The organism is Falsigemmobacter intermedius, from assembly GCF_004054105.1.
Classification (GTDB): domain Bacteria; phylum Pseudomonadota; class Alphaproteobacteria; order Rhodobacterales; family Rhodobacteraceae; genus Wagnerdoeblera; species Wagnerdoeblera intermedia.
The window spans coordinates 33,976-49,915 of the sequence record NZ_SBLC01000009.1 but is presented as its reverse complement, the minus strand read 5'-3'; the positions used below and the strand labels follow the sequence as shown (position 1 = coordinate 49,915).

Genomic DNA, 15,940 nt, shown 5'->3' with positions numbered 1-15,940 from the left:
CAATTCGCACAGTCTGTGCTGCAACTTATTTGCAAATTTGCCGGAAACCACTTTGTCGCACCCCTGCCCTGCCCTATGGTTGCAACCGGACCACTCGGAGGACATGCGATGAAAGACATCCTGCAGGAGCTTGAAGACCGCCGCGCCGCGGCCCGCCTCGGCGGCGGCCAGCGCAGGATCGACGCGCAGCATGCCAAGGGCAAGCTGACCGCGCGCGAGCGGATTGATCTGCTGCTCGATGAGGGCTCTTTTGAAGAGTTCGATATGTTCGTCGCCCATCGCTCGACCGAGTTCGGCATGGAAAACGACCGCCCCGCAGGCGATGGCGTCATCACCGGCTGGGGCACGATCAACGGCCGTCAGGTCTATGTCTTTTCGCAGGACTTCACCGTCTTTGGCGGCTCGCTCTCGGAGACCCATGCGCAGAAGATCTGCAAGATCATGGATATGGCGCTGCAGAACGGCGCCCCGGTGATCGGCATGAACGACTCGGGCGGCGCGCGCATTCAGGAGGGCGTGGGCTCTCTCGCGGGCTATGCTGAGGTCTTCCAGCGCAATATCACCGCCTCGGGCGTGGTGCCGCAGATCTCGCTCATCATGGGCCCCTGTGCCGGTGGTGCGGTCTACAGCCCCGCAATGACCGACTTCATCTTCATGGTGAAAGACAGCTCTTACATGTTCGTCACCGGCCCCGATGTGGTCAAAACGGTGACCAATGAGGTGGTGACGGCCGAAGAACTCGGCGGGGCTTCGACCCATACGAAAAAATCCTCGGTCGCTGACGGCGCCTATGAGAACGATGTGGAAGCCATCCTTGAGACCCGCCGTCTCTTCGACTTCCTGCCGCTCAACAACCGCGAAAAAGCGCCGGTGCGTCCCTTCTTTGACGATCCGAAGCGCGTTGAGCCCAGCCTCGACAGCCTGATCCCGGACAACCCGAACCAGCCCTATGACATGAAGGAACTCATCACGAAGATCGCCGATGAAGGCGACTTCTTTGAGATCCAGAAAGATTTTGCCGGCAATATCATCACCGGATTCATCCGCATGGAAGGCCAGACCGTGGGTGTGGTGGCCAACCAGCCGATGGTTCTGGCAGGCTGCCTTGATATCGACAGCTCGCGCAAAGCGGCGCGTTTCGTGCGCTTCTGCGATGCCTTTGAGATCCCGATCCTGACGCTTGTGGACGTGCCCGGCTTCCTGCCCGGCACCTCGCAGGAATATGGCGGCGTCATCAAGCACGGCGCGAAGCTGCTCTTTGCTTATGGCGAAGCCACCGTGCCGAAAGTCACCGTCATCACCCGTAAAGCTTACGGCGGCGCTTATGACGTGATGTCGTCCAAGCACCTGCGCGGGGACTTCAACTACGCCTGGCCCACTGCAGAAATCGCAGTGATGGGCGCGAAAGGCGCGGTTGAGATCCTCTACCGCTCGGAACTGGCGGATAAAGAAAAGATCGCCGCGCGCACCAAAGATTATGAAGACCGCTTCGCCAATCCCTTCGTGGCGGCAGAGCGCGGCTTCATCGATGAGGTGATCATGCCGCAGTCGACCCGCCGCCGCGTGGCCCGCGCCTTCGCCAGCCTGCGCAACAAAAAGCTCGTGAACCCTTGGAAAAAGCACGACAATATCCCTCTCTGATCTGACAACCGAGAGGGTATTATGCGGGCAGCTGCCATTGTCTTTCTGCTGGGATCCGCCCTGCCCGTCACCGGGCAGGAGCTGATCCCCGTCCCCTCGGGACAGGCTGTGACGCTTCAGGATGTGATCCTGAACCAGCCCGGTCCCATGGGGCTCAGCGCCCGCTTCCGCTTCATCGCCCCCGCCATCGCGCGCGAGGGCGGTACCATCCCCTTTGAAACGGCCAGCGCTGATATGGAATATCTCTGCAACAGCTTTGCTCTGCCACGGGTGACGACCGGTACCGGTCCGCTGCCCGAGCAGATCATTGTGTCGCTCTCGGATATTCCGGTCACCTTCGGTGAAATCACTCCGGATGCGACTCAGTTCTTTGAGGCTTTCAGCATCGAAGGCGACGCCTGCCTCTGGGAGCAGTTCTGATGGGCGCCCGCCAGGAAGATTTCCGCCTGTCCGGTGATGCAGGGCAGCCACAGAGCGCAAATTGCGCAGGAAATGTGTGCGGGAATACCCGGTTTGGCGTTATGCTCGGCGCTGGCGGCGGCATATCCGCCGTGGTAATCATCTCTCATCCGGGTCAACAGGCCCCGGACCACCAGGATAACAGGAGCAGTCCATGTCCAAAACCGTTCGCGCCGTCGTCGCGCTGTCGCTCGTTGCTTTCATCGCTGCCTGCGCAAAAAAAGAAGAGCCGGTCTACGTCACTGAGCCGGTTCCGGCAGAACCGGTTTACACCGGCAAATACAAATAATCTGATCTCAGATTACGGCCCGCGGGCAGGCGATGGCCTGCCCGGGGTTTGGCTTCGGGCAGAGCCGCGCTTCCTGCGTATCGTTACAGGAGGCAAAACATGCTGAAACACCGTGGTTTCCCCGGGCGTCTGCCCAGCACGGATTATCAATTCGTCATCCGCCGCGCCAACCACAAAGGTGGTGCCACCAAGATCATCCGTCGCGAGCGGTACAAAGACCGTGCGAAGGCCGATCTGCGCGCAGATGAAGGCTTCCTGAAGGCCCTGTGGGACCATTTCGGCGAAGAGCCCTTTGAGCGTGGCAACCTGGATGCCGGACGCCTGTCCTGGCTTTTTGGCCGCGAAGTCGTTCCCGCAGAAGATCCGTTCGATCCCGCCTCTTATGAGGCCATGCTGAAAATCGACGTCGCCCGCGCCCGCGCCTCTTTCCCGGCTGTCTTTGAGACGCCTGCGGAAGACGCCTGGGATGATGAGGACGACTTCTACGACGACGAGGACGACGAATGACGTCTCCGGCTGCCGGTTTTCTGCACAGCGCCTCCCCGCGCCGCGCTCCGGCAGCCGGGCGCTTTTCGCGCCTCTTTGCGCACAGCTTCGTGAGCGCGCTGCGGGATCGGCGGATTTCCCCACGACGCTCTTTCTTTGGTCAGAATGACGCAGTAATCTCGCCTCAGACAACAACCTGTCGAGGCAGTCTCTCATGCGTAAATCATTCCTTCTCATTCCGGTCCTCGCTCTTGGCCTCGCCGGCTGCGTTCAGCAGCAGGGCTATGGCTACGGCAACCAGGGCTACAACAACGCACCGACCAACAGTGCAGCCGTGCGCACCGTCGGTGGTGCTGCTGCCGGCGCTCTCATCGCCGGTGCAACCGGTGGTTCGAAAACCCAGGGCGCGCTCATGGGCGCAGTCGTGGGCGGCGGTTCCTGCGCTGTCACCGGCAGCTGCTACTAAGCATTTGAACGCAGACGCCTGCGCGTCTGACGTTTCTCAATTCGGGCCTCCCGCAGCTTTGGCTGCGGGGGGTCTTTTTATTTCGTGCTCCCGCCAGAGCACACCAAGGAGGACACATGTTTGAGAAGATCCTGATCGCGAACCGGGGCGAGATTGCCTGCCGCGTGATTAAGACCGCGCGGAAAATGGGGATCAAAACGGTCGCCGTTTATTCCGATGCTGACCGCAACGCTCTGCATGTGCGGATGGCTGATGAAGCCGTCCACATCGGCCCGCCTCCGGCCAACCAGTCCTATATCGTGATCGATAAGATCATGGATGCGATCCGCCAGACCGGCGCACAGGCCGTCCACCCCGGTTACGGCTTCCTGTCCGAGCGGATGGATTTCGCCGCTGCCCTCGAAAAAGAAGGCGTGGTCTTCATCGGCCCGCCCTCGCCCGCCATTGAAGCCATGGGCGATAAGATCACCTCGAAAAAGATCGCCCAGGACGCCGGTGTGAACACCGTTCCCGGCTATATGGGTCTGATCGCCGATGCTGAGGAAGCGGTGAAGATCTCGGGCGAGATCGGCTATCCGGTGATGATCAAAGCCTCTGCCGGTGGCGGCGGCAAGGGCATGCGCATCGCCTGGAACGAGCAGGAAGCCCGCGAAGGCTTTGAGATGTCGCAGAATGAGGCGCGCAACTCCTTCGGCGACGACCGGATTTTCATCGAGAAATTCGTCACCCAGCCGCGCCACATCGAAATTCAGGTGCTCGCCGACAAACACGGCAACTGCGTCTATCTGCATGAGCGCGAATGCTCGATCCAGCGCCGCAACCAGAAGGTCATCGAAGAAGCGCCCTCGCCCTTCCTTGATGAGGCCACCCGCAAAGCCATGGGCGAGCAGGCCTGCGCGCTGGCGAAAGCCGTGGGCTATACCTCGGCGGGCACCGTGGAATTTATCGTCGACGGCAACCGAAACTTCTACTTCCTCGAGATGAACACCCGTCTGCAGGTGGAACATCCGGTCACCGAACTCATCACCGGCATCGATCTCGTGGAGATGATGATCCGCGTCGCCAATGGCGAGCCGCTGCCCTTCAAACAGGAAGATCTGAAGATCAACGGCTGGGCGATGGAGAGTCGCCTTTACGCCGAAGATCCCTACCGCAACTTCCTGCCCTCGATCGGCCGTCTGACCCGCTATCGCCCGCCGGTGGAAGGTGAGACCACCCGTGGCGGCGTGGTGCGCAATGATACCGGCGTCTATGAGGGCGGCGAGATCTCGATGTATTACGACCCGATGATCGCCAAACTCTGCACCTGGGCACCGACCCGCGCGCAGGCGATCGAGGAAATGCGCATCGCGCTCGATACCTTTGAGGTCGAAGGAATCGGTCACAACCTGCCCTTCGTGGGCGCCGTGATGGATCACCCGAAATTCGTCTCGGGCGATATCACCACCGCCTTCATCGCTGAGGAATACCCTGAGGGCTTCCAGGGCGCGACGCTGTCGGAGGCGGATCTGAAAAAGGTCGCCGCCGTGGCTGCCGCGATGAACCGCGTGGCCGAGATTCGCCGCACGAAAATCTCGGGCACCATGGACAACCACCAGCGCCGCGTTGGCGACAAATGGGTGGTGAGCCTGGCCGGTCAGGATTTCCCGGTCACCATCAAGGCCGACAGGGACGGCTCAACCGTCAGCTTTGAGGGCGGCGAAGATCTGCGCGTCACCTCGGACTGGACGCCGGGTCAGCAGCTTGCCCGCTCAGAGGTCAACGGCGAGCCGGTGGTGATCAAAACCGCCGAGATCCCGCAGGGCTTCCGCATGCGTCTGCGCGGGGCCGATCTGAAGGTCGCGGTGCGCAGCCCGCGCGCGGCGGAACTCGCGAAGCTGATGCCCGAGAAGATGCCGCCGGACACCTCGAAGTTCCTGCTCTGCCCGATGCCGGGTCTGGTCGTGAAGATCAACGTGGCCGAAGGCGATGAGGTTCAGGAGGGTCAGGCGCTGGCCACCGTCGAGGCCATGAAGATGGAAAACATCCTGCGGGCCGAACGCAAAGGCGTGGTGAAAAAGATCAACGCGGCCCCCGGCGCCAGCCTGAAGGTCGATGAAGTGATCATGGAGTTCGAATAAGCCATGGCACCTGCGCCGGATCTGATCCTGAACCCTGTCAGGACCGGCGCAGCGGGGCATCGGCCGGGGCGCGGTTCAGCGCCCCGGAAACTGCTCCAGTACTTCCTGGCGGCGCGAGGGCAGACGGTCGATGGCACGGGTGATTTCGCGCACATCCCAAGGAGAGGGTTTGCGGAACACCGGCGTCAGATCTTTGTCGAGCTGCACAACCGAAAACCCGCTCGGGCGCAGGCGGCGACGCCATTCAGAGGCGGCTGCCGGATCGGTGTCGAGAATGACCACCACGTCACGCTCGGCCAGATCGCCCAGACCTGCCTGCAGAAGATGCAGCTGGCGCTGAAACTGCGGGTTGTCGGCACTGTCGGCGAAAACCACCAGCGGCCGGGTGTTATACTGCTGTTCGCTCAGCGCTATCTCTGCGGCGGCGAAGGGTCCGGCCGGAGAGGGGACCGCAGCCGGGGCCTCAATCGGGCTCTCAACCGGAGCCTCAACCGGGGTCTCAGCGCGCAGCGGGCTGAGGCCAAGGGCGGCCAGGAAAACGAATGTGAATTTCAGCGCATGTCTCATGCTTCACACATAGGTGAGGCCTGCGCGAAACCCAAGACAATCCGGGGGTTTTCCCCGCATCTGAGTGAGGAGATCTGCCGATGACCGGGAAACTCGATCAATGGCGTCAGGTGGCAAGCAAAGAACTGAAGGGAGCGGACCCTGAGGAGAAGCTCTCGCGTGAGACGCTGGAGGGCATTCGCGTCAAGCCGCTCTACACCGAAGAGGACGTCGCCAACCTGCCGCATATGGGCAGCCTGCCCGGCATTGCGCCTTTCACCCGCGGCGTGAAGGCCACCATGTATGCAGGCCGTCCCTGGACGATCCGGCAATATGCAGGCTTCTCGACGGCAGAGGAATCGAACGCCTTTTACCGCAAAGCGCTGGCGGCCGGTCAGCAGGGCGTCTCGGTGGCCTTCGATCTGGCGACGCACCGCGGCTACGATTCGGATCACCCCCGCGTGGTGGGCGATGTGGGTAAAGCCGGTGTGGCCATCGACTCGGTCGAGGACATGAAGATCCTCTTTGACGGCATCCCGCTCGATAAAGTCTCGGTCTCGATGACGATGAACGGCGCGGTGATCCCGATTCTGGCGAATTTCATCGTCACCGGCGAAGAGCAGGGTCACGACAAATCGCTGCTCGCGGGCACCATTCAGAATGACATTCTGAAGGAATTTATGGTCCGCAACACCTATATCTATCCGCCCGAGCCTTCGATGAAGATCATCGCGGATATCATTGAGTATACTTCGAAAAACATGCCGAAGTTCAACTCGATCTCGATTTCCGGCTATCACATGCAGGAAGCGGGCGCGAACCTGGTGCAGGAGCTGGCCTTCACCCTGGCCGACGGGCGCGAATATGTCCGCGCGGCGCTGAAGGCCGGGATGAATGTCGATGACTTCGCGGGGCGTCTGTCGTTCTTCTTCGCCATCGGCATGAACTTCTTCATGGAAGCCGCCAAACTGCGGGCCGCGCGACTGCTCTGGCACCGCATCATGTCCGAATTTGAGCCGAAGAAGCAGGGCTCGCTGATGCTGCGGACGCACTGCCAGACCTCGGGCGTCTCGCTCCAGGAGCAGGACCCCTATAACAACGTCATCCGCACCGCCTATGAGGCCATGGCGGCAGCGCTTGGCGGCACGCAATCGCTGCACACCAACGCGCTTGATGAAGCGATTGCGCTGCCGACGGAATTTTCCGCCCGCATCGCCCGCAACACCCAGCTGATCCTGCAGGAAGAAACCGGCATCACCAATGTCGTCGATCCGCTGGCGGGTTCCTATTACGTCGAAAGCCTGACGGCGGAGCTGGCTGAGAAAGCCTGGGCGCTGATCGAAGAGATCGAAGAGATGGGCGGCATGACCAAGGCCGTGGCCTCGGGCATGCCCAAGCTCAGGATTGAAGAAACCGCCGCGCGCCGTCAGGCGATGATTGACCGCGGCGAGGAAGTGATCGTCGGCGTCAACAAATACCGCAAAGACAAAGAAGACCCGATCGATATTCTCGAAATCGACAACCAGAAGGTTCGTGAAAGCCAGATTGCGCGCCTCGAGCAGGTTCGCGCCAGCCGCGATGAGGCGAAATGCCAGGCCGCGCTGCTGGAGCTTGGCCGCCGCACCGTTGAGGGCGGTAACCTTCTGGAGGCCGCCGTCGAATGCGCCCGCGCGCGCGCGACGGTGGGTGAGATTTCGCTGGCTATGGAAGGCACCTTCGGGCGCCATCGTGCAGAGGTGAAGACTTTGGCAGGTGTTTACGGTGCCGCCTATGAAGGCGACGAAGGCTTCGCGGCCATTCAGAAAGACGTGGAAGACTTTGCAGCCGAAGAGGGCCGCCGCCCGCGGATGCTGGTGGTGAAAATGGGCCAGGACGGCCATGACCGCGGCGCAAAAGTCATCGCCACGGCCTTTGCCGATATCGGCTTTGACGTTGACGTGGGCCCGCTCTTCCAGACCCCGGAAGAGGCGGCGCAGGATGCGATCGACAATGACGTTCATGTCGTCGGCATCTCTTCTCAGGCAGCGGGCCATAAGACCCTTGCGCCGAAACTCATTGAGGCGCTTGAGGCCGCAGGCGCGGGGGAGATCCTGGTGATCTGCGGCGGCGTGATCCCGCAGCAGGATTACCAGTATCTCTATGACCGCGGGGTGAAGGCGATCTTTGGTCCGGGCACCAATATCCCGGATGCGGCCCGTGATGTGCTGAAGCTGATCCGCGCCGCGCGGGGCTGAGCTGCCCGAAAACCCGGCAGAGCGCCGCCCCCCGGGGTGGCGCTTCGCTTTTTCCCCCAAGGCCCCTTGTGGCCGGAAAGCGACCGCGCCACTCTCAGGCGCGACAGCAGGAGCCTGAACCCTATGCTCAGACCGGATCATCTGGTGATCTCTGCCGAGACGCTCGCGGGCGCCGCAGAGCCGCTGGCGAAGCTTTTTGGTGCCGAATTTGCGCCCGGCGGGCAGCATCCGCTGATGGGCACACACAACCGCCTGCTGTCGCTGGGCCCCGGGGAATATCTGGAACTCATTGCCATTGATCCCGAGGCCCCGCAGCCTGCGCAGCCACGCTGGTTCAACCTTGATCATTTCCGGGGGGGGCCGCGCCTCAGCCACTGGGTCTGCCGCTGTGAGGATCTGGCGGACACCCTGGCCATGGCCCCTGACGGGGCGGGGCGCGTTGCGGCCCTCAGCCGGGGGGATCTCCGCTGGCAGATGGCGGTGACCGACAGCGGCACCCTGCCCTTTGACGACACCTTTCCCGCGCTGATTTCCTGGGAGGGCGAGGCCCATCCGGCCAGACGCCTGCCCGATCACGGCATCCGCCTGCAGGCTTTGCAGATTTTTCACCCCGATGCCGATGAATTACGCGCTGTGCTCACCCCGCTGATGCAGGAGCCGCGCCTGTCTGTTCTGCAGGGCCCGCCCGGCCTGAGCGCTCATTTCACCACCCCTCACGGAGAGATTCGCCTTTGATCCGCCCTGCCCGTTCCGATGATGCCGCGAAGATCCTTGAGTTCTGGAACCCGCTGATCCGCGACACCCTGGTGACCTTTAATCCCCAGGAGAAAACCGTGACCGAGCTTCAGGCCTCTATCCGCGATAAGGCGGTGCTGGGGCATGGGTTTCTGGTCTGGGATGAGGGCGGCGCGATCCTTGGCTTTGCCAGCTACACCCAGTTCCGCGGCGGCGAGGGCTATCGCCGCGCGATGGAGCATACGATCATCCTTGCCCCCGGGGCCCATGGCCGGGGCATCGGTCGCCGCCTGATGGCAGCTCTCGAAGATCATGCCCGCAGCCGTGGCCATCACATCATGGTTGCCGGTGTCTCAGGCGGCAATCCGGCAGGCCGCGCCTTCCACGCCGCCATCGGCTACCTTGAGGCGGGGATCATGCGCGAGGCCGGGTTCAAATTCGGCTCCTACCATGATTTGATCCTGATGCAGAAAATTCTGAACTGACAGTCTGCGGGGGGCACAGTAAGATGCCCTCATGTCACTCTGGACCCGTATCTCCGATGCCCTCGCAGCTCTCGCCAATGGCGAAGGGCTGACTGCTGTTTTCGACCGCCTGCGCACCCCGCCTGAGCGCACGGTGGCTTTCACCATCGCCATCATCGCGCTTGGTGCGAAAATGGCCAAGGCGGACGGGGAAGTCACCCGCGATGAAGTCTCGGCCTTTCGCCGCATCTTTACCATTCCGCCCGGCGAGGAGGCGAATGCCGCGCGTGTGTTCAACCTCGCCCGTCAGGATGTGGCAGGTTTTGAGGCCTATGCCCGCAAGATTGCCGCGATGTTCAAAGGCGACCGCGAGACGCTGATGAACATCATGGAGGGGCTGTTTCATGTGGCGCTCGCCGATGGCGATTATCACGCGCTGGAAAATGAATTTCTCGACGAGGTTGCGCGCATTTTCGGGCTCAGCGCCACCTGCGTGCGCGGGCTGAAAGAGCGCCTGGTGCCGGATCTTCCGCATGATCCTTATGACATTCTCGATGTCTCGCCTGAGGCCACGCTGAGCGAGATCCGGGCTGCCTGGAAAGCCGCCGTGCGCGCCAATCATCCCGACCGCCTGGTGGCCCGCGGCATCCCCCCCGAGGCCGTGCGCCTGGCCGAAGAGCGCCTGATCGCCGTCAACGCCGCCTGGGAAGAGATCGAGCGCGCCCGCGCGGCCTGAGCCACGAGGAAGCGAGTGCCCTCTCTCAGGGGGGCAGCCTGTCCTCACCGGGCCATCGACGGGCCGATCACATCCCGGTGACGCAGCATCTGCCCGCGTGACGCACCTGCGCCGGGGTGGCAGAGTGGAGCGATGATGAGAGCCCTCGCCCTGTCCCTGAGCCTTCTTGCCGCGCCGCTTGCAGCGCAGGAGCCGCCCTCGCCGCCGCCTTCGGCTGAAGAAGGGTTTGACCTTCTTGGCCGCGGCGCACGCAGCCTTCTGCAAAGCCTGATGGGTGAGCTTGATCCCGCACTGCGACAGATGCAGGAGGGGATGCAGGGGCTTGGCCCCATGCTGCGCGATCTCGCAGCCCTTCTGGGCGATGTGCAGCACTATGAGGCGCCGGAGCGTCTGCCCAACGGCGATGTGCTGATCCGGCGCAGGCCCAATGCGCCGCCGCCCCCTGACCTGCCCGAAGCCTCCGGCGGGCCGGGACTCACGCCCGCACCTGACGGATCAATCGACCTTTAACCCCCGGCGGAGATGATCCGGAACACGCAGGGATCCGTCACCAGTTCAGGCGGCGTCAGGCAAAGCCCCTGGGCGACCTGCCAGGCGGCGAGGACTTTGGGCACATAGGCCCGCGTCTCGGCATAGGGCGGGACACCGTCATTTTTTCGCACCGCCCCTTCACCGGCATTATAAGCCGCGAGGGCCAGCACCGGGTCCGAATCAAATTCTTTCAAAAGCCAGTCGAGATAGGCCACGCCGCCTTTGATGTTTTGCTGCGGATCCGTGCTGTCAGAGACGCCAAAGCGCTCGGCCGTGGCGGGGATCAGCTGCATCAGCCCCACGGCCCCTGCGGAACTGACCGCCTCGGCCCGGCCGCCGCTTTCGACCCCCATGACCGCCAGAACCAGGGCCGGGGAGACCCGGGTCCCGATGGTCGCCCGCAGAATATGCGTGCCATAGGCTCCGGCCATCTCCTGCATCGTCTGCATTCTGGGCGCCGGGACGATGCTGCCCCCCGGCCCCTTGCCCAGCATCTCAAGCGCACGGGCAAAGCGGTCGCTGCGATCGTTCAGCACGGGGGAGACCGCCTCCCAGTACCAGTCGAAAAGCCCCGGTGCCGATGGCTTGGCAGGACCCGCCGGCGGAGCCGAAGCGGCAACCGGATCCGGGCGCGCTGCCGGAACGGCCATCAGCCGCGCCTGCTCCGCCGGGTCGATCTGCACAAGGCGGCGTGCCTCTCCCGGCGCAGGGGGGCGGATGCGGCGGAAGGTGAAATCCGCCCGGGCCTCTGTGCCTTCGGCCTGCGCCACAGGTGCGGGCACCCCCGGCACCACCAGCGCGGAGAGCCAGACCAGGGCTGTCACATATCTGAGTCGTCGCATCGCCTGCCCTGCCTGTTCCCCGGCCTTTGCCAGAGCCTGCCAGAGTTTCACGCCCGGGCCCAGAGCCCCGCCGAAATCGCGCCAGAACTGTATCAAATCGGGCCAATTGGCCTGGTTTTGCCCGAATACCGATAATGTGATCAATAATTATTTAGTAAAAACAGTATGTTGAACAAATTAAAGAAAAATGAATGCCCCCTGGAAATACCCAAAGGCGGCCCAGATCATGCCACGATTCAGGGGCTATATAAGCTCATGCCAACGAGGAAGGCGGGACGAAAGGAACCCGCCGGAGACGAAAGCGAAGAGATTAACCCGGCTCACGACCCTGCCAGAGCGGCAGCCAGGAGCCGCCCTGAACACAAACAACATCACCTGTTTAACCGGAGCACTGCTATGAAACTCGCAAACATCCTGAACAAATTCCGCAACGACGAATCGGGCGCTGTGACTGTTGACTGGGTTGTTCTGACCGCTGCCATCGTCGGCCTGGGCGTGCTGGTCGTGACCCAGATCTCGGGCGCCATCGGTGAAGTGACTGCCGACATGGCCAAGGCGATTGGCGATACCGAGACCGGTACCACCACAGCATTCGACGACGGCTTTGAAAAAGGCGGCCAATAAAGCAAACCCGCTCAGCACCGCTTCGCAGGTTGTTTCGAAAGCGGGATGCTCATGTTAGGTCGGCCTGAGGCTGCACCCCAGGTGCAGCCTCAGTTTCGTTGAAGCCTTTGATTTTTTCCCGGATCCGGTCTGCGGCTGAAGGACGTGAGAGGACGAAAGAATGCTCGTGAAATTCCGGCAGAAACTTGTGCAATGGGCCCGGGATGAGTCCGGCGTTGCGACGGTGGACTTTGTTTTGCTCTCCGCTCTGGTCATCGGACTTGCGGTGCTGGTAATGCTGCCCTTCGCAGATGCAGTCATCCTCTTCGCCGAAAACCTCAGCTCGAGGGTCAGCGAAAGCGGGGCGTCGGAATGACCACCCCCGGCCATCTGCCGTCTGAAGCCGTAACGGAGTGAGCATGCGCAATATTTTTCCCCTTGTTCTGGTCCTGGGCCTCGCGCTTGCGGGCTTTGCTGCCTGGAAAACCGCGCAGTTCATCAACCAAAGCCAGCAGCGCGAGCAGGCGGCGCTGAAACAGGTGGTCCCCACCGTCAATGTCTTTGTCGCCAATAAGGCCCTGCCCTTTGGTCATATTCTGACGAAAAACGATCTGCGTCTGATCGCCTGGCCCGCCAATTCGGTGCCGGAAAACGCCTTTACCGATTACAAAGTTCTCTTCCCCGAAGATAAGCCGCAGACCCGAACGGTCGTGCGCCAGATGGAGAAGTTTGAGCCGATTCTCGTCAGCAAAGTCAGCGCCCCGGGTGAAGACGGCGGGCTGAACACGCGCCTCTCGCGCGGTATGCGTGCCTTCACCATTCAGGTGGATGCCGTCTCGGGCGTGGCAGGCCTCGTGCGGATCGGCGACCGGGTCGATGTCTATTGGACCGGCAACAGCGCCGGGCTGACGGATGATGTCTCCGGCCAGTTTACCAAGATTATCGAAACCGGAATCACGGTGATCGCGCTGGACCAGCGTTCTGAAGATACCGGCGGATCGAAGGCGGCTGTGGCGCGCACCATCACGGTTGAGGCCACGCCGCAGCAGGTGGCACGTCTCGCTCAGGCGCAGGTCACGGGGCGGTTGAACCTGGCGCTGATGGGCGTGGCTGAGGATGGCGCTCCCGAAGTGGTGGATGTGGACCGCCGCTCTCTCATCGGCGCAGAGCGCCCGAGTGAGCGCGCCGCACCCGAGGTCGAAAAGGTCTGCACAATCAAAACCCGGCGCGGGGCGGATGTGGTGGAAATCCCGATCCCCTGCACCAACTGACGTTTTAAAAAAGCGCCCCACGGGGCGCTTTTTTTATGTCAGCGGAAGTGCTTGGAGAGTTTGAGGCCCTGCCCCTGATAATTCGACGCAATGCCCTGACCGTAAAGCACATCCGGCACTTCGCGCATCTTTTCATAGACCAGACGCCCCACCACCTGACCGTGCTCAAGCACGAAGGGCGCTTCGTGACAGCGCACCTCAAGCACACCGCGCGACCCCGCCCCACCGGCAGCGGCATGGCCAAACCCCGGATCGAAGAAGCCTGCGTAATGCACGCGGAATTCACCGACCATGGCGATATAGGGGGCCATTTCCGCGGCATGATCGGGGGGAATGGTCACCGCTTCACGGCTGACCAGGATGTAAAACGCACCCGGATCAAGAATGATACGCCCGTCGCGGGTGCGGATCTCTTCCCAGAAGTCTGCCGGATCATAAGCGCCGATGCGGTCCAGATCGATCACACCGGTATGGGGTTTGGCCCGGTAGCCGACCAGATCGCCCTCAGCGGGCTTCAGATCGACCGAGAAGCCCAGACCCGCCGAGATCACCGGCTCACCATCCACAAGCGGCGTCGCCGCATGCAGAGCGCGCAGAGCCTCATCACTCAGTTGCGCCTCACCCTGACGCAGGCGCAGCTGATTGAGCCGCATGCCCGGTCGCACCAGCACCGAGAAGCTGCGCGGACAGATCTCGGCGTAAAGCGGACCGGTGTAGCCCTCAGGGATCCGGTCAAATTCGGTGCCCTGATCAATGATCGTCCGGGTCAGCAGATCGAGACGTCCGGTGGAGCTTTTGGCGTTGGCAACCGCAGACACCCCCTCGGGCAGCGCGAGAGATTCCATAAGCGGCACCAGATAGACGCAGCCCTTCTCCAGCACCGCACCTTCCGAGAGATCAATCCGGTGCATGCCGAATTCTGAGATCCGCTCTGTGACCGTGCGCCCCTTGCCCGCAAGGAAAGACGCCCGCACGCGGTAAGCCACGGTCCCGAGCCGCAGATCAAGGCTGGCCGGCTGCACCTGACCGGGCGCCAGCGGGGCGTCGAGCGAAATTGCGCCAGCCGCGATCAGCTCACGGATCACCTGCGCGGGAAGCACACCTTCAGCCATCATACCCTCAGTTCGGAGACATTTGCCGGAAATGAAAAAAGCCCGCACTGCAGAAATCTGCAGGCGGGCCTTTTACAGTGGTCGGGCCGGTGAGATTCGAACTCACGACCTTCCGCCCCCCAGACGGACGCGCTAACCAGGCTGCGCCACGGCCCGACGAGGAGGATATGTAGCGAATTCTGCGGCAGCGGCAAGAGGCAAAATTCATTTTTTTGCTTATTGACCAGGACTTTGCGAAATCAGTTCCCGCAGGGCCCGCAGATCCGCCGCAATGACCGCCACCTGAGCCTGCGCACCCGGCCGCAATCCGCCCAGCCGCGCCCGACGCAGCAGCGCTGCAACATCCCTGCCCTCGCTGGCCGGCAGGCGCCCCAAAGCGGCCGTCATGCTCTGTGCCGGGGCCTGTGTCATCTCCGTCTCCGCTGTCGTGTGGCCTGCCGTCTCCGGCGCGGCGATGACCGCGGCTTCGGCTTCGGCTTCGGCTTCGGCTTCGGCTTCGGCTTCGGCTTCGGCTTCGGCTTCGGCTTCGGCGAATGAGGCTGGCGGCGCGGCTGACCAGGTCAAGCCCTGAAACGGCGGCGGAACGAAATCGCCGCCGGCGTGAAAGCCCTCAGGGGCTTCACCAAAACCCGCAGACATCGCCACACCCGAAGTCGCCGCCCGTGCAACCGAGGGCATGGCAACAGGGCCGGGCCAGGCCAGCACATCGGCCATAGGAACCGGCTCTTCCGCTTTCGGACGAATAATGGTGACGGGGCGACGGGCTTCTTCCTGCCATTCGGCCTCAGCCTCAAGGCCAAGCCCTTCGGCTGCCAGCGAGCAGACATGCCGCACGCCCTGCTCACGCAGAATGCGCTGAACGCCGCGAATCGTCATGCCCTGATCGTGCAGCAACAGACGGATGCCAGACAACAGAGCAACATCGGTGGGGCGGTAATACCGCCGGCCACCCGCTCTTTTTACAGGGCGGATCTGGGGGAAACGTGTCTCCCAGAACCGCAGGACATGCGCCGGAACGTCGAGGATCCCGGCAACTTCGCTGATTGTCCGGAATGCCTCGGGGGATTTCTCCATCCGCCCTTAGCCTTTCAACTGGCCGAGCCCGCCGCGACCCGGTCTTTCATCAGATGAGACGGCCGGAAAGACAGCACGCGGCGCGGGCTGATCGGCACTTCCTCACCGGTCTTGGGATTGCGGCCCACCCGGGCCGCTTTGTCCCGGACCGAGAAGGTACCGAAAGAAGAGATCTTCACGGTCTCCCCTTCCACCAGCGCGTCAGAGACATGTTTCAGCACAGCTTCAACCAGTTGTGCAGATTCGTTACGGGACAAACCCACTTCGCGGAACACCGCTTCGCTGAGATCCATCCGTGTCAGAGTCTTATCACTCATATCAACCCCCCGGG

The 15,940-nt window shown here is 62.4% G+C and carries 19 protein-coding genes and 1 tRNA gene; 14 read left to right on the top strand and 6 right to left on the bottom strand.

Going from position 1 to position 15,940, the window contains the following annotated elements; all coding sequences use genetic code 11:
* The first annotated feature begins 108 nt into the window (after positions 1 to 108).
* From EP867_RS08195 to EP867_RS08175, 6 genes are all read left to right on the top strand, one after another.
* The gene (locus EP867_RS08195; RefSeq protein WP_128488028.1) at positions 109 to 1,641 is read left to right on the top strand and encodes an acyl-CoA carboxylase subunit beta; all 1,533 of its coding nucleotides are present in this window, start codon (positions 109 to 111) and stop codon (positions 1,639 to 1,641) included.
* Between the two features lie 21 nt (positions 1,642 to 1,662).
* Positions 1,663 to 2,061: a DUF6497 family protein gene (locus EP867_RS08190; RefSeq protein ID WP_128488026.1), complete on the top strand. Its 399-nt coding sequence runs from the start codon at positions 1,663 to 1,665 to the stop codon at positions 2,059 to 2,061.
* Between the two features lie 193 nt (positions 2,062 to 2,254).
* The gene (locus EP867_RS20435) at positions 2,255 to 2,389 is read left to right on the top strand and encodes a hypothetical protein (protein WP_267900258.1); all 135 of its coding nucleotides are present in this window, start codon (positions 2,255 to 2,257) and stop codon (positions 2,387 to 2,389) included.
* A gap of 99 nt (positions 2,390 to 2,488) precedes the next feature.
* A complete protein-coding gene (locus EP867_RS08185; protein ID WP_128488024.1) occupies positions 2,489 to 2,896 on the top strand; it encodes a hypothetical protein in 408 nt (135 codons plus the stop codon).
* 193 nt (positions 2,897 to 3,089) lie between these two features.
* Positions 3,090 to 3,341, top strand: coding sequence for a hypothetical protein (locus tag EP867_RS08180; protein ID WP_128488022.1), 252 nt, complete (start codon positions 3,090 to 3,092; stop codon positions 3,339 to 3,341).
* A gap of 116 nt (positions 3,342 to 3,457) precedes the next feature.
* Entirely contained in the window at positions 3,458 to 5,461 is a 2,004-nt protein-coding gene (locus tag EP867_RS08175) for an acetyl-CoA carboxylase biotin carboxylase subunit (protein WP_128488020.1), read from the top strand.
* A gap of 75 nt (positions 5,462 to 5,536) precedes the next feature.
* Here EP867_RS08175 and EP867_RS08170 read toward each other — a convergent pair whose 3' ends face one another.
* The gene (locus EP867_RS08170) at positions 5,537 to 6,028 is read right to left on the bottom strand and encodes a DUF4174 domain-containing protein (protein ID WP_128488018.1); all 492 of its coding nucleotides are present in this window, start codon (positions 6,026 to 6,028) and stop codon (positions 5,537 to 5,539) included.
* Positions 6,029 to 6,108: 80 nt separating this feature from the next.
* Between EP867_RS08170 and scpA the strand changes: the two genes are divergently transcribed.
* The 5 genes from scpA (at position 6,109) to EP867_RS08145 (ending at position 10,686) form a co-directional block, all read left to right on the top strand.
* Positions 6,109 to 8,241, top strand: coding sequence for a methylmalonyl-CoA mutase (gene scpA, locus EP867_RS08165; RefSeq protein WP_128488016.1), 2,133 nt, complete (start codon positions 6,109 to 6,111; stop codon positions 8,239 to 8,241).
* A gap of 123 nt (positions 8,242 to 8,364) precedes the next feature.
* On the top strand, positions 8,365 to 8,976 hold the full coding sequence (locus tag EP867_RS08160) for a VOC family protein (RefSeq protein WP_128488014.1): 612 nt from the start codon (positions 8,365 to 8,367) through the stop codon (positions 8,974 to 8,976).
* Positions 8,973 to 9,461, top strand: a complete 489-nt coding sequence (locus EP867_RS08155; protein ID WP_128488012.1) for a GNAT family N-acetyltransferase — start codon at positions 8,973 to 8,975, stop codon at positions 9,459 to 9,461. The genes EP867_RS08160 and EP867_RS08155 overlap by 4 nt, the downstream gene beginning before the upstream one ends.
* A gap of 31 nt (positions 9,462 to 9,492) precedes the next feature.
* Entirely contained in the window at positions 9,493 to 10,176 is a 684-nt protein-coding gene (locus EP867_RS08150) for a molecular chaperone DjiA (RefSeq protein WP_128488010.1), read from the top strand.
* Between the two features lie 135 nt (positions 10,177 to 10,311).
* Positions 10,312 to 10,686, top strand: a complete 375-nt coding sequence (locus tag EP867_RS08145) for an AAA+ family ATPase (protein ID WP_241656858.1) — start codon at positions 10,312 to 10,314, stop codon at positions 10,684 to 10,686.
* Here EP867_RS08145 and EP867_RS08140 read toward each other — a convergent pair.
* Positions 10,683 to 11,549, bottom strand: coding sequence for a lytic transglycosylase domain-containing protein (locus tag EP867_RS08140; RefSeq protein ID WP_128488006.1), 867 nt, complete (start codon positions 11,547 to 11,549; stop codon positions 10,683 to 10,685). The genes EP867_RS08145 and EP867_RS08140 overlap by 4 nt on opposite strands.
* A 396-nt stretch (positions 11,550 to 11,945) precedes the next feature.
* Between EP867_RS08140 and EP867_RS08135 the strand changes: the two genes are divergently transcribed.
* The 3 genes from EP867_RS08135 to cpaB all read left to right on the top strand — a co-directional run bounded on the left by EP867_RS08135 (position 11,946) and on the right by cpaB (position 13,423).
* Entirely contained in the window at positions 11,946 to 12,173 is a 228-nt protein-coding gene (locus EP867_RS08135) for a Flp family type IVb pilin (protein ID WP_128488004.1), read from the top strand.
* A 160-nt stretch (positions 12,174 to 12,333) separates the two neighbouring features.
* Positions 12,334 to 12,528 carry a hypothetical protein gene (locus EP867_RS08130; protein WP_128488002.1) on the top strand — a complete coding sequence of 65 codons (195 nt, stop codon included), beginning with the start codon at positions 12,334 to 12,336 and terminating at the stop codon, positions 12,526 to 12,528.
* Positions 12,529 to 12,571: 43 nt separating this feature from the next.
* Positions 12,572 to 13,423: a Flp pilus assembly protein CpaB gene (gene cpaB, locus EP867_RS08125; protein ID WP_128488000.1), complete on the top strand. Its 852-nt coding sequence runs from the start codon at positions 12,572 to 12,574 to the stop codon at positions 13,421 to 13,423.
* A 38-nt stretch (positions 13,424 to 13,461) separates the two neighbouring features.
* On the opposite strand, the gene EP867_RS08120 is transcribed toward cpaB, so the two are convergent.
* The 4 genes from EP867_RS08120 to ihfA all read right to left on the bottom strand — a co-directional run bounded on the left by EP867_RS08120 (position 13,462) and on the right by ihfA (position 15,926).
* Entirely contained in the window at positions 13,462 to 14,535 is a 1,074-nt protein-coding gene (locus EP867_RS08120) for a 2'-deoxycytidine 5'-triphosphate deaminase (protein ID WP_128487998.1), read from the bottom strand.
* Positions 14,536 to 14,613: 78 nt separating this feature from the next.
* A tRNA-Pro gene (locus EP867_RS08115) sits at positions 14,614 to 14,691 on the bottom strand.
* A gap of 60 nt (positions 14,692 to 14,751) precedes the next feature.
* A complete protein-coding gene (locus EP867_RS20025; protein ID WP_194085561.1) occupies positions 14,752 to 15,609 on the bottom strand; it encodes a MerR family transcriptional regulator in 858 nt (285 codons plus the stop codon).
* A 14-nt stretch (positions 15,610 to 15,623) separates the two neighbouring features.
* Entirely contained in the window at positions 15,624 to 15,926 is a 303-nt protein-coding gene (gene ihfA / locus EP867_RS08105) for an integration host factor subunit alpha (protein ID WP_124964136.1), read from the bottom strand.
* Positions 15,927 to 15,940: the final 14 nt, after the last annotated feature.

What these genes read in the sequence shown, in the direction of transcription:
- EP867_RS08195 (WP_128488028.1), top strand. Translation starts at nt 109, where the DNA reads ATGAAAGACATCCTGCAGGAGCTTGAAGACCGCCGCGCCGCGGCCCGC.
- EP867_RS08190 (WP_128488026.1), top strand. Translation starts at nt 1,663, where the DNA reads ATGCGGGCAGCTGCCATTGTCTTTCTGCTGGGATCCGCCCTGCCCGTC.
- EP867_RS20435 (WP_267900258.1), top strand. Translation starts at nt 2,255, where the DNA reads ATGTCCAAAACCGTTCGCGCCGTCGTCGCGCTGTCGCTCGTTGCTTTC.
- EP867_RS08185 (WP_128488024.1), top strand. Translation starts at nt 2,489, where the DNA reads ATGCTGAAACACCGTGGTTTCCCCGGGCGTCTGCCCAGCACGGATTAT.
- EP867_RS08180 (WP_128488022.1), top strand. Translation starts at nt 3,090, where the DNA reads ATGCGTAAATCATTCCTTCTCATTCCGGTCCTCGCTCTTGGCCTCGCC.
- EP867_RS08175 (WP_128488020.1), top strand. Translation starts at nt 3,458, where the DNA reads ATGTTTGAGAAGATCCTGATCGCGAACCGGGGCGAGATTGCCTGCCGC.
- EP867_RS08170 (WP_128488018.1), bottom strand. Translation starts at nt 6,028, where the DNA reads ATGAGACATGCGCTGAAATTCACATTCGTTTTCCTGGCCGCCCTTGGC.
- scpA (WP_128488016.1), top strand. Translation starts at nt 6,109, where the DNA reads ATGACCGGGAAACTCGATCAATGGCGTCAGGTGGCAAGCAAAGAACTG.
- EP867_RS08160 (WP_128488014.1), top strand. Translation starts at nt 8,365, where the DNA reads ATGCTCAGACCGGATCATCTGGTGATCTCTGCCGAGACGCTCGCGGGC.
- EP867_RS08150 (WP_128488010.1), top strand. Translation starts at nt 9,493, where the DNA reads ATGTCACTCTGGACCCGTATCTCCGATGCCCTCGCAGCTCTCGCCAAT.
- EP867_RS08145 (WP_241656858.1), top strand. Translation starts at nt 10,312, where the DNA reads ATGAGAGCCCTCGCCCTGTCCCTGAGCCTTCTTGCCGCGCCGCTTGCA.
- EP867_RS08140 (WP_128488006.1), bottom strand. Translation starts at nt 11,549, where the DNA reads ATGCGACGACTCAGATATGTGACAGCCCTGGTCTGGCTCTCCGCGCTG.
- EP867_RS08135 (WP_128488004.1), top strand. Translation starts at nt 11,946, where the DNA reads ATGAAACTCGCAAACATCCTGAACAAATTCCGCAACGACGAATCGGGC.
- EP867_RS08130 (WP_128488002.1), top strand. Translation starts at nt 12,334, where the DNA reads ATGCTCGTGAAATTCCGGCAGAAACTTGTGCAATGGGCCCGGGATGAG.
- cpaB (WP_128488000.1), top strand. Translation starts at nt 12,572, where the DNA reads ATGCGCAATATTTTTCCCCTTGTTCTGGTCCTGGGCCTCGCGCTTGCG.
- EP867_RS08120 (WP_128487998.1), bottom strand. Translation starts at nt 14,535, where the DNA reads ATGGCTGAAGGTGTGCTTCCCGCGCAGGTGATCCGTGAGCTGATCGCG.
- EP867_RS20025 (WP_194085561.1), bottom strand. Translation starts at nt 15,609, where the DNA reads ATGGAGAAATCCCCCGAGGCATTCCGGACAATCAGCGAAGTTGCCGGG.
- ihfA (WP_124964136.1), bottom strand. Translation starts at nt 15,926, where the DNA reads ATGAGTGATAAGACTCTGACACGGATGGATCTCAGCGAAGCGGTGTTC.